The following is a 12,087-nucleotide window of genomic DNA, read 5'->3' on the forward strand; positions in this document are numbered from 1 at the left end:
AGTTAAGAATATATAGGTCTAATAATTTCTTTTAAAATCCCATGACGATACGTTCTATTTGTCATTTTATCTGTACTACTGGTTGAAGCATTTTTAAAGCCTTCATATTCTTCATATTCATCATCTCCAGTTATTGTTGAATTAATTTTGTAAAGTTCAGTTTGAACATCTGCAAGATTTTCTAAATTCATTTCATTTCCTGTATTTGCTTCCAAATCACCAAAACCATATTTTAAATCGTATAAAGCTGTAAATACAGAATAAAATAAGGGCATTCTTTTAAATTCCAATTCTTTAATATTATCATCTAATAGAATTTTGCATTCTTCCAGTGTTTGAGCAAATCTTTCTTCTAATATTTCTGTATTGACAAATTCATCGTCATATTTTTTGTATGAATCTCGAATTATTTTCTTCCCATTTTGTATTCCAAAGAGCATTGCACATACTAGTTCTGCAGTAAATTCAACTTCTTTCATTCTACCAATTTGGCTTTTAGAAATAATTTTATTTTCCTCCCAATATATCAATTGATTTTTTGAAAGTTTATCTATGAATTGTTTAAATACACCGACATATAATGCATTTAATTTTTCTTGGTCATTGAGAGGAACTGAATATGCGTTTAATCTTGAAAAAATATCAAAAACAGTGGAATCATCGGTTCCAATTAAAGTATTAACGGATAATGGATACGATAAAATTATTTGTTGTAATTCTTCAGGTAATTGTGAATACTTTAAACTCGCAACTTCTTCATTATGAATTTTCATGACACTGAAACCATCAGCAACAAATTCCAGAATTGTTCTCAATCTCTGTTGGCCATCAACAACTTCTCGAACAGTTTTTCTTTCACGGACTAAGATTTTTTCACGTATAAAGAAAGGAGGAATTGGAAAGCCTTTTAAAATAGAATCAATTAGATACGATTTTCCTCTTGGACTCCAAACTGTTCTTCGTTGAAATTTAGGAGATAAGATTAATTCTTTTCTTTCTGACCAACTCAAGATATCATTAATTCTGTAAATCTGAGGTTGAAATTTTTCCATATTGTTCTATTTTATTTTAATGTTTCTAAAATTACTACCAACTAGTTTATAGGCTAAACATATCTTCGTATATATATCTAAATTCGGGTAGATAAGACAAGTTTTGTTTTCTTACTTTTCAAATATATGTTTTTTTTATACTAAATTTCTAACTTAAGATAGAAGAATTCTCTTTTTATTTTTTGAAACAAAATAAATCTAAAGAATATTTTATAAAGAATAATTGACTCAAACAAAACGACTGAAATAAGTCTCAGTCGTTTTGTTTAATATGATATAATTGATTACCCCAAGAAAGTCTTCAACTCCTCATAACTAGAAATCTTCACACTAACTTTCTCCTCATTAATAACACTTTCAATTTGTTCCGGAATAGGAAGTGTAATTCCCAAAGCAGGCTCAACGACATCAAGGAATTTAATAGGATGCGCCGTTTCTAAGAAAACACCAATCGCATTTTCGTGTTTTTGAAGTTCTTTTTTCAAACCTAAATAACCAACAGCACCGTGTGGTTCTGCGATGTAACCGTCAGCTTTATAGATGTTTTTTAAAGCTTCAAGCGTTTCTTCATCGGTATAACTGTAGGATGAGAAATCTTTTTCGAAAGCTTTTAAATCATTGTTGTATAATTCCTGAATTCTAATAAAGTTACTTGGGTTTCCAACGTCCATAGCGTTCGAAATTGTCGCTTTAGAAGGTTTTGGATCGTATTTTCCATTTTCTAAAAATCTTGGTACGGTATCGTTTACGTTTGTAGAAGCAACGAAATGTTCAATTGGCAAACCTAATTTCTTTGCCATAATTCCGGCGCAGATATTCCCGAAATTCCCGCTTGGACAAGAGAAAACAAACGGTTTGTTTTGGCTTTTCAAAGCTTTGTAAGCAAAGAAAAAATAGAACATTTGCGGCAGCCAACGCGCAATATTTATAGAATTCGCCGAAGTCAGGTTTTTATGCGCTAAAGTTTCATCTAAAAACGCTTTTTTCACCATATCCTGGCAATCATCAAAAACGCCGTCTACTTCAAGGGCTTTAATGTTTTGTCCTAAAGTCGTCAATTGTTTTTCCTGAATATCGCTCACTTTTCCTGACGGATATAAAATCACAACGTCAACACCGTCAACGCCTAGAAATCCACTTGCAACCGCACCGCCCGTATCTCCCGAAGTCGCTACTAAAACCGTGTTTTTACTGTCTTTTTTGTCTTTATTAAAATACGCAAGACAACGTGACATAAATCGCGCTCCAACATCTTTAAAAGCCATTGTTGGTCCGTGGAATAATTCTAACGAATAAATGCCTTTTTCGACTTCCACAACCGGAAAATCAAATGATAAAGTCTCCGCAATAATTTCTCTTAAATGATCCTCCGGAATATCATCACCTACAAATTGCTGAATCACATCATAAGCAATATTATGATGCGTTAGATTTTCGATTACATTAAAAAATGCCGGATTTAAAGGGGTAATATTTTGCGGAAAATATAATCCTTTATCACTCGCTAATCCTTGTATAACAGCTTCTTTAAACGAAACTTCCGGGGCATTATGGTTTAAACTATAGTATTTCATTTTTTTTTTGGCTTTAAGCTTTAAGCATTAGGCATTAGGCTTTTCCTAGTGCGTTCAGCTTATTGCTTTTTTAATTTTTTCTTATTTATATTTCCGCAATAGTTTTAAGCTTATTGCCTAAAGCCTATTGCTTACGGCGTTCAAAGAACACGAACTCCATCCGGATTAATCTTCGAAACGTGAATTTCATACGGCAAATTCATTTTTTCGTAAACTTCGCTTATGGCTTTGGCGATTTGGTCGGCGGTATTTTTTCCTCTGCTTAAAGCAAAAATCGAAGGACCAGAACCTGAAATTCCGGAACCTAAAGCGCCGTTTTCAAGAGCCGTTTGTTTGATTAAATCAAAACCCGGAATCAAAACGCTTCTTAAAGGTTCAACGATTTCGTCATGAAGCGAACGCCCAATCAAATCGTAATCTTTGGTATATAAACCGGCAATTAATCCGCCCACATTTCCCCATTGCATAATCGCGCTTTTTAAGGAAACCGTTTGTTTCAATACCGAACGCGCATCAGATGTTTTCAATTCAATTTGTGGATGAACGACTGTGGCAAACAATTCCTCCGGACTATCAATTCTGATAATATCAAGCGGAGCATAACTTCTTACCAAAGTAAATCCGCCTAAAAGGGCAGGGGCAACGTTGTCGGCATGCGCGTTTCCGCTGGCTAGTTTTTCGCCCTGCATGGCAAATTGTACCAAATCTTTGCGGGAATACGGTTGTCCTAATAATTCATTAATTCCGAAAACTGCTCCGGCAGAACTTGCGGCGCTGCTTCCAATTCCGCTTCCGGCTTTGATATTTTTATAGATTTCGATTTCAAATCCAAAATCTATCGTATTAAAATGGCTTTCATAGGCTTCTAACATGGCCAAAGCCGCAACTCCGGAAACGTTTTTCTCGGTTTCCATAGGCAAATCAGCACCTACAATTTTAGTAATACGAACGCCTTTTTGCTCTGTTTTTCGAACAATCATTTCATCGCCCGCATTGTCTAAGCAAAGTCCAAGTACGTCAAATCCGCACGAAAGATTCGCAATAGTTGCCGGGCAAAATAGTTTAATTTGTGTCATTTGTTATAGGTTCAAAGTGGCAAAGGCTCAAAGGTTCAGAGGTTTTTGCTACTGAATATTTTTATTTTTAGGTTCGAAGGTTCAGAGGTTCAAAGCGACAAAGAGAAAAACCTTTGAACCTTTGTAACTATGCACCTTTGTACCTTCTAATCGTTCCCAATGCGAATTACATCCGCAAAAATTCCTGATGCCGTAACTGCAGCTCCGGCTCCGGCGCCTTTTATCAATAACGGCTGATCTACGTAACGATCTGTGTAGAAAAGTACGATATTGTCTTTTCCTTCAAGATTGTAAAACGGATGATCTTTTGGGATGAATTGCAGGCCTACGCTTGCTTTTCCGTTTTCGAATTGCGCTACGTATTTCAATCTCGAATCTTTCGCTAAAGCTTCTTTATAAATGTTTTCAAAATGTTCCGCATGTTTGGTTAACGAAGCAAAAAAGTCATCGTTGTTTGTTGTTGCCAGACATTCTGCAGGCAGGAACGATTCGTTTTCGATGGCGTCGATATCCATTTCGTAACCGCTTTCGCGAATTAAAATCAGGATCTTACGTGCCACGTCAATTCCGCTTAAGTCAATTTTTGGGTCCGGTTCTGTAAATCCCTGAACTCCGGCTTCTTTTACAACATCGTGAAAAGAATTTTTCTCATCAAAATTATTGAAAATGAAGTTTAAACTTCCCGATAAAACCGCCTGAATTTTATGCACTTTATCGCCAGAGGCAATTAAGTTTTTTACAGTATCTATAATTGGTAATCCCGCACCAACATTCGTTTCAAACAAAAACGGAGCGTTGTATTGGCGTGATAAACTTTTTAGTTTTTTATAATTATCGTAAGCAGATGAACAGGCAATTTTATTGCAAGTTACAACCGCAATACTTTGTTTTAAGAATTGCTCGTAAGTTTCAGAAACCGTTGCATTTGCTGTAATATCTACAAAAATACTATTACGTAAATTCAGTTCTTTGGCACGTTCGATAAAAGCTTCTTTATTGGCTGGTTCACCTTTATCTAAATCAGCCTGCCATTCTTTTAAAGAAATTCCGTCTTCATCAAAAAGCATTTTTCTGGAGTTTGACAAAGCAATTACGCGAACATTTATCTTTAAATTATCTTTTAAAAATTTCTTTTGAGTATGAATTTGCTCGATGAATTTTTCACCCACATTTCCAACACCCATTACAAACAAATTCAGCTGTTTGGTGTTTTCTTCAAAGAAGTTTTCGTGTAATGTATTCAACGCTTTTTTAACGTCTCTTTCGTTGATTACAGTTGAAATATTACGTTCAGATGCACCTTGCGCAATGGCACGAATATTTACGTTGTTTTTTCCTAAAGTACTAAACATTCTTCCGCTTAAACCCTGGTGATTTTTCATGTTTTCACCCACCAAAGCAATAATGCAAAGATCTTTTTCGACAATGGCAGGATCAATCTTGTTTTGAAGAATCTCCACTTCAAAAGCTCTGTTGATTGCAGCTTCGGCATTTTCAGCATCAGAATTTAAAATTCCGATACAAATCGAATGTTCAGAAGAAGCCTGAGTGATAAAAATTACGTTGATTTTTTCCTGAGACAATACTTCAAACAAACGTCTTGATGAGCCTGCAACTCCAATCATTCCGGGACCTTCAAGTGTTACAAGCGAAATATGATCGATATGGCTAATTCCTTTTACAACTGTATCTTTTGATGAAACATGACTGGAAATTAAAGTTCCTTCGGCTTCAGGTTCAAATGTATTTTTAATTAAAATGGGAATATTTTTTCTTAAAACAGGCTGAATTGTTGGCGGATACAACACTTTTGCACCAAAATGCGATAATTCCATCGCTTCCTGATACGAAATTGCAGCAATTGGCTGTGCTTGTTTTACGATTTTTGGGTTGGCAGTAAACATTCCGTTTACATCTGTCCAGATTTCAAGTTGTTCAGCATCAAGAGCTCCGGCGATAATGGCTGCTGTGTAATCAGAACCTCCACGACCAAGAGTAGTTGTGATTCCGTCAAGAGTTAAGGCGATAAAACCCGGTAAAATATTGATTTGTGATTCGTTTAGATCGAAATATTCCTGAATCAACTGGTTTGATATTTCGAAGTTTACAGCGGCTTTTCCAAAATCAGCATTTGTTTTGATGATCTCGCGGCTGTCCTTATAAACTACATTTTTATTGATTTGCTGATAAGCCTGTGCGATGATATATGACGAAAGCAATTCTCCAAAACTTAAAATGGTATCAGCCGTTCTTGGAGATAATTCGCCCAATAAAAAACATCCGTCTAATAAAGTTTCTAAGTGGTTAATGATTCTTTTTACGTGGCTTAGCAAACTACTTTGCTCACTTACCGGAATCAGGTCTTTTAAAGTGTCAAGGTGTTTTTTTTCTATTTCAGCAACAATTTCCCTAAAACTTTCGTCATTAGCTGCGGCTTTTGCTGCTGCCAATTGCAATAAATCAGTTACTTTGCTTAAAGCAGAAACAACTACAACTAATTTATCATTTTTAGATTTTTGATTTATTATTTCGAGAACGAGTTTTATATTTTGAGCATTGGCAACCGAAGTTCCGCCAAATTTTAATACTTTCATTTTGATGATTTTTTTTCTTTTTGCAAATGTTTTTATGTATCCAATGCCTTTCTTCTTTCATGAAAAAAGTATAGATAACCAGGATTATATGTAAAAATGTATACCCCTAAGGGGTAGTTGTTGTAGTAGAAGTTGTTGTAACAGCAATTGCAACTCTTGTTTGAGTTGTCATTGTAGATTGATATTTTGTGCTGTTACTTTTCATTTTTGATTTTTCAAAAGTACAGCTTTTTATAAAAGTTAAAAATCTTTATTTCCTTTTTACGAATATTTTAATATTTCCAAAAGATCAATTTCAATATTGAGCATTTGTTAAGATTCGATCTTCAAAGTTGCCTTATTCGTATATTTAATGTGCTTTTGACAATATAGTTACCGGTAAGGAACTGATTTATTTGTTTTGAAAAGAAGAAAAACACATAATTTAGTCTATATGTTAAATAGGAATCTTTTTTTTGAAATGTAAGTTTCATAATGCAAAATCAAGAAGAAGACCGTTTTAATACCAATTTTGATTATGAAATAGGCAAAAGGAATAAACTGAAATTGTTTAATTTTTAATTATTATGAACAAATGTTGCTTTTTAATATTGATTTGCTGAATTTTGATGCCTTAAAATAAATATTACCATGAGAGAAGTCCATTATATAAGTACTGAAACATTGACTTTGGAAAATTTACAAGAGATCATTGTAAACCAAAAAATGCTTGAATTGTCTGAAGAAGCAAAAGTAAATGTTCAGAAATGCCGTGATTATTTAGATAAAAAAATGGCTTCACATTCAGAACCTATTTACGGAATCAATACGGGTTTTGGTTCGCTTTATAGTGTGAAAATCTCAAATGAAAATTTATCAAAACTTCAGGAGAATTTAGTAAAATCGCATGCTTGCGGAACGGGAGAAGAAGTTCCTGCCGAGATTGTAAAAATGATGCTTTTTCTTAAAATTCAGTCTTTAAGTTACGGACATTCAGGAATTCAGCTGCAAACTGTAAATCGTTTGGTTGATTTTTATAATAATGATATTCTACCAGTAATATATACACAAGGTTCACTTGGCGCATCTGGAGATTTAGCTCCTTTGGCACATTTATCTTTGCCATTATTAGGAGAAGGAGAAGTTTATTTTGAAGGTAAAAAAATGGCTTCTGCCGAAGTTTTGAAACATTTTAACTGGGAACCAATTGTTTTACAGTCAAAAGAAGGTTTGGCTTTATTAAACGGAACTCAATTTATGAGTGCTTACGGAGCGCATATTTTGATTAAAGCATATAAATATTCGTATTTGGCAGATTTAATCGGAACCATTTCTTTAGAAGGTTTTGATGGAAGAATCGAGCCTTTTAACGAATTGATTCATTTTATTCGTCCGCATAAAGGACAAATTATTACAGCACAGCGTGTTAATGAGTTTTTAGAAGGAAGTGAAATTATCGCTCAGGAGAAAAAACACGTTCAGGATCCGTATTCTTTCCGTTGTATGCCTCAGGTTCACGGCGCTTCAAAAGATGCGATTGATTATGTTCGAAAAGTATTTAAAACCGAAATTAATTCGGTAACCGATAATCCTAATATATTTATTGAAGCTGATCAAATTATCTCTGGAGGAAATTTCCACGGACAGCCGTTGGCTTTAGCCTTAGATTTTATGGCAATTGCTTTGGCAGAATTAGGAAGCATTTCTGAAAGAAGAACGTATCAGTTAATTTCGGGATTGCGTAATCTTCCGGCATTTTTGGTAGATAATCCGGGATTAAATTCAGGATTTATGATTCCGCAATATACCGCTGCAAGCATTGCAAGTCAAAATAAACAATTGGCTACACCGTCAAGCATTGATAGTATTGTGTCGAGCAACGGACAGGAAGATCACGTAAGCATGGGCGCAAACGGAGCTACAAAAGCGTTGCGTATTTTAGATAATTTAGAGCGAATTCTGGCTATCGAATTAATGAACGCATCGCAGGCAATTGCTTACAGAGAGCCTTTAAAATCAAGTGATTTCATCGAAATGTTTTTGAGCAGTTACAGAGAAGTTGTGCCTTTGGTAAAAGAAGACAGAATCTTACATTATGACATTGAAAAGACAGTTTTGTTTTTGGATAGTTTCCAAATTGAAAACGATTTGTTAACAATGGCTTAACATTACCGAATAATATTGAAGTAATTTTGCACTATCAAAAATATAAAAATGTCAATAAACAGTATTTTCCAATTTTTAGTGCCGAAAGACAAGAAATTCTTTCCACTTTTTGAAGAGGCTTCAAGCAATTTAATTGAATTAGCTTCTAATTTACACGAAGCTGTAAATCTTCCATTGAAAGAAAGAGAAGTTCTTTTTCAAAAAATTGATGAGTTAGAGCAAAGAGGAGAAGACATTACACGTCAAACCAATCTTGAATTGAGTAGAAATTTCATTACTCCATTTGATAGAGAGGATATTCACACGCTTATTACTTCTATTGATAACGTTGCCGATTATTTGCATGGTGCGGCGAGCAGAATGAGATTGTATCAGGTTGATAAAATTACAAAATCAATCAGAAAAATGACTGAAATCAACCTTGAAGCTTGTCAAAACATTGACAGCGCTGTAAAAGAGTTGAGCAATTTGAAAAACATGAATATTATTAAGGAGGCTTGCGCCAGAATTAATAAGTTGGAAAATAAATCAGATAACGTTTATAACAAAGCAGTTTTTGAAATTTTTGAGAACGAAACAGACGCTAAAAATATTATTAAATATAAAGAAGTGTTATCTGTTTTAGAATCAGCGACAGATAAATGTAAGAGCGTTGCAAACATACTGGAATCTATTTCTGTAAAACATTCTTAAATTCAATTTATTTCATTCTGAAGTTATAATTTATGACGCTACTTATAATTATTATAGTATTAGCCTTAATTTTTGATTACATCAACGGTTTTCATGATGCAGCAAATGCTATAGCAACCGTTGTTGCAACAAAAGTACTTACGCCTTTTCAGGCCGTACTTTGGGCAGCATTTTTTAACTTTTTAGCTTATTGGGTTTTCGGATTTGGTGTTGCAGATACTGTTGCCAAAACAGCGCACACTATGGAAATCAACCTTGTTGTAATTCTTGCCGGTGTAATTGCAGCTATTTGCTGGAATTTATTAACCTGGTGGTTAGGAATTCCTTCAAGTTCTTCACATACTTTAATTGGTGGTTTTGCAGGAGCAGCAGTTGCTCATGCGATCGCTGTACACGGTTTTTCAGGTTATATTGGCGAAGATGGAGCTACTCATTATTGGTATGAAATCGTAAGCTGGTATAAGGCCGGAAAAGATGGCGGAATGCCTTCGGGCGTTATTATCATTATTGCTTTTATTGTTTTAGCACCATTATTGGGAGCATTTGCTTCTTATTTAATTTCGATATGGTTATTAAATGCTTCTCGTAAAAGTATTTTTCCTAAGATATTTACTGTTGCTTTAATGATTGCTACAATTTGGGTTGTAAGCAGTTTAATGGTTCCATATTCAGAAATTGATAAACCTCGTTTTGACTCTCATTTTTGGAGTGTAGCTTTTGATCCGCACAATATTAAATGGTTTTTAGTTGCTTTTATTATCTTAACGGTAAGTGCTTTTTGTTTAATTTTCAGTAGTTTAAATCTACATCAGGCAGATGCTGCTTTGAAAAAAATGCAATTACTTTCTTCTGCTGCTTTTAGTTTAGGACACGGAGGAAATGATTCACAAAAAGTAATGGGTATTATTGCTGCTGCTGTAGCCGTTTATATCCATACAAATCCTGGAGTTCATATGGCTTCCTGGTTAGATGTTGTTTTACCAAATGATGATTTAGGTGTTAAAGGTGTAATGCCAGGCTGGATTCCGTTAGCATGTTATTCTGCAATTGCTGCAGGAACATTAAGCGGAGGATGGAAAATTGTAAAAACAATGGGTTCTAAAATCACAAAAGTAACTTCATTTGAAGGAGTTGCTGCTGAAACTGCAGGAGCTTTAACATTGTATTTTACAGAACACTTAAAAATACCAGTAAGTACAACCCACACGATTACAGGTTCTATCATCGGGGTTGGATTAACAAAACGTGTATCTGCCGTTCGTTGGGGGGTAACAGTAAGTTTAATTTGGGCTTGGATATTAACAATTCCTATTTCGGCTATTTTAGCAGGATTGGTTTACTTTGTTTTAAGTTTATTTATTTCGTAAACAGATTAATATAAAATGTGAGAGAGTAATCATCACATTTGTCAAAATATAGTAAGCCGCTTTCAATTCGAAAGCGGCTTTTTTTTGTTTGTTGAACATCTTTTCAATACTTATAAAGTAATATATTTGATACAAATTCAAAATTCATTATGATAGATCAAAAAACTTCAGATCAAATAGAGAGAATAAAAAAGAAGTTGGTTATAGCAAAAAATACCGATAAAGATTTAAAAGTATTTGGTGCCGATAGTCATAAATATGTTGTAGATAAAACGGCAGATGTTAACGATGTTTTACAATTTGAAAGTGATTACAATCTTTCTCTTCCGGACTGTTATAAGACGTTTTTACTGCATATTGGAAATGGCGGAATATCTTATCAGGATTCTGCTGCGGGTCCCGGTTATGGAATATTTCCTCTGGGGAAAAATGTTGAAGAATTTATTTCTGCCAATCCCGAAAAATATTTAAAAGAAGAATGTCAGTTAAATCCAAAAATGAGCGATGAATTCTGGAAAGATTTGACAAAAAATATTGATGAAAATGAAAATCTGTCTGACGAGGATTTTAATGCTGAATCAGGGAAATTATATGCAGGTATTTTACCTATTGGTACTCAAGGCTGTACTTATTATTATGGACTTATTTTAAACGGAGAATTTAAAGGCCGAATTGTGAATATTGATTTAGATCTGCAAAAGCCATTTTTTGTTTTTGAATCCAATTTTCTAGATTGGTACGAACGCTGGCTTGATGAAATTACTTCTGAAAATGAAACAGAAACTGAGCTATTCAATTATACATTAGGCGGTGTTGTGTCGCATATTTTAAATGTTTATGCTGCTACGGATAATGAAGAGACAAAATTAGAATGTTTATATGGAATCTTAAAAAAGAAAAAAATAGATTCGGGCGAATTCGATTTTCTGGAAGAACAGTATAAATCGGGTAGTGGTAAAATTAAAAAACTACTGCTTCAGGTACTTGTTAAGTTTAACTATAATAGGGCTTATCCTTATTTGGCAGATTTTGCCAAAGAAGATGTTTTATCTGTGTTTCAATTTGTGTTTTGGTATGCAAAAGATAAAAGTGATGATTGGAAAGAATTTATCAAAAACAATATTGACAGAATAAACGATGAAGAAACCTTTAGATTCTGTACTTATTTACTGAAAGAAATGAAATTCGATTACGGAGCTGTTATTGTTCCATTTGTATATAACGAAAATGAAGAAATAAAAAAGGCTGCATATTATTCACTTGGGCAATTAGAAAATAAAAGTGACTATGTCGATACTTTTATAGTAGGTTTACAAGATAGCTCAAATAAGGTTATTCATGCGGCGTTGCAGGCTGTGAATGGAGTAAACGATAAAAAACTTTTAGTTCATTATAAGATGATTGCTGAGAAATTCCCGAAAGAGCAGGATTATATTTTATCCAATTTAAATCAAAATCTTAAGTTATTTGGATTGTCGACTACAACTATAAAGACCATTAACATTGATGTAATTAATGAAAAGAAATGGTTTGAGTTTTGGAAATAAAAAAGCGGGTTTCAGAACTAAATTCCAATATTTTTAAAT

Annotated in this window: 8 protein-coding genes; 4 read left to right on the plus strand and 4 right to left on the minus strand. The window is 33.9% G+C overall.

Translation table 11 applies throughout. The features are described 5' to 3' along the window. Window positions 1–2 precede the first annotated feature (2 nt). The 4 genes from BUE22_RS02785 to thrA form a co-directional block, all read right to left on the minus strand. The gene (locus tag BUE22_RS02785; RefSeq protein WP_073393633.1) at window positions 3–1,052 is read right to left on the minus strand and encodes a DUF262 domain-containing protein; all 1,050 of its coding nucleotides are present in this window, start codon (window positions 1,050–1,052) and stop codon (window positions 3–5) included. 284 nt (window positions 1,053–1,336) lie between these two features. Continuing rightward, entirely contained in the window at window positions 1,337–2,626 is a 1,290-nt protein-coding gene (gene thrC, locus BUE22_RS02790) for a threonine synthase (RefSeq protein ID WP_073393634.1), read from the minus strand. A gap of 140 nt (window positions 2,627–2,766) precedes the next feature. Further along, window positions 2,767–3,702: a homoserine kinase gene (locus tag BUE22_RS02795; protein WP_073393635.1), complete on the minus strand. Its 936-nt coding sequence runs from the start codon at window positions 3,700–3,702 to the stop codon at window positions 2,767–2,769. A 146-nt stretch (window positions 3,703–3,848) separates the two neighbouring features. After that, window positions 3,849–6,296, minus strand: coding sequence for a bifunctional aspartate kinase/homoserine dehydrogenase I (thrA, locus tag BUE22_RS02800; protein ID WP_073393636.1), 2,448 nt, complete (start codon window positions 6,294–6,296; stop codon window positions 3,849–3,851). A 630-nt stretch (window positions 6,297–6,926) separates the two neighbouring features. Between thrA and hutH the strand changes: the two genes are divergently transcribed. The 4 genes from hutH to BUE22_RS02820 all read left to right on the plus strand — a co-directional run bounded on the left by hutH (window position 6,927) and on the right by BUE22_RS02820 (window position 12,048). Beyond that, window positions 6,927–8,441, plus strand: a complete 1,515-nt coding sequence (gene hutH / locus BUE22_RS02805) for a histidine ammonia-lyase (protein ID WP_073393637.1) — start codon at window positions 6,927–6,929, stop codon at window positions 8,439–8,441. 48 nt (window positions 8,442–8,489) lie between these two features. Beyond that, a complete protein-coding gene (locus BUE22_RS02810) occupies window positions 8,490–9,134 on the plus strand; it encodes a DUF47 domain-containing protein (protein ID WP_042564245.1) in 645 nt (214 codons plus the stop codon). Window positions 9,135–9,166: 32 nt separating this feature from the next. Next, a complete protein-coding gene (locus BUE22_RS02815) occupies window positions 9,167–10,501 on the plus strand; it encodes an inorganic phosphate transporter (RefSeq protein ID WP_073393638.1) in 1,335 nt (444 codons plus the stop codon). Window positions 10,502–10,650: 149 nt separating this feature from the next. After that, window positions 10,651–12,048: an SMI1/KNR4 family protein gene (locus BUE22_RS02820; protein ID WP_073393639.1), complete on the plus strand. Its 1,398-nt coding sequence runs from the start codon at window positions 10,651–10,653 to the stop codon at window positions 12,046–12,048. The last annotated feature ends 39 nt before the right edge of the window (window positions 12,049–12,087 follow it).

This window comes from Flavobacterium pectinovorum (genome assembly GCF_900142715.1).
Classification (GTDB): Bacteria; Bacteroidota; Bacteroidia; order Flavobacteriales; family Flavobacteriaceae; genus Flavobacterium; species Flavobacterium pectinovorum.

What these genes read in the sequence shown, in the direction of transcription:
- BUE22_RS02785 (WP_073393633.1), bottom strand. Translation starts at nt 1,052, where the DNA reads ATGGAAAAATTTCAACCTCAGATTTACAGAATTAATGATATCTTGAGT.
- thrC (WP_073393634.1), bottom strand. Translation starts at nt 2,626, where the DNA reads ATGAAATACTATAGTTTAAACCATAATGCCCCGGAAGTTTCGTTTAAA.
- BUE22_RS02795 (WP_073393635.1), bottom strand. Translation starts at nt 3,702, where the DNA reads ATGACACAAATTAAACTATTTTGCCCGGCAACTATTGCGAATCTTTCG.
- thrA (WP_073393636.1), bottom strand. Translation starts at nt 6,296, where the DNA reads ATGAAAGTATTAAAATTTGGCGGAACTTCGGTTGCCAATGCTCAAAAT.
- hutH (WP_073393637.1), top strand. Translation starts at nt 6,927, where the DNA reads ATGAGAGAAGTCCATTATATAAGTACTGAAACATTGACTTTGGAAAAT.
- BUE22_RS02810 (WP_042564245.1), top strand. Translation starts at nt 8,490, where the DNA reads ATGTCAATAAACAGTATTTTCCAATTTTTAGTGCCGAAAGACAAGAAA.
- BUE22_RS02815 (WP_073393638.1), top strand. Translation starts at nt 9,167, where the DNA reads ATGACGCTACTTATAATTATTATAGTATTAGCCTTAATTTTTGATTAC.
- BUE22_RS02820 (WP_073393639.1), top strand. Translation starts at nt 10,651, where the DNA reads ATGATAGATCAAAAAACTTCAGATCAAATAGAGAGAATAAAAAAGAAG.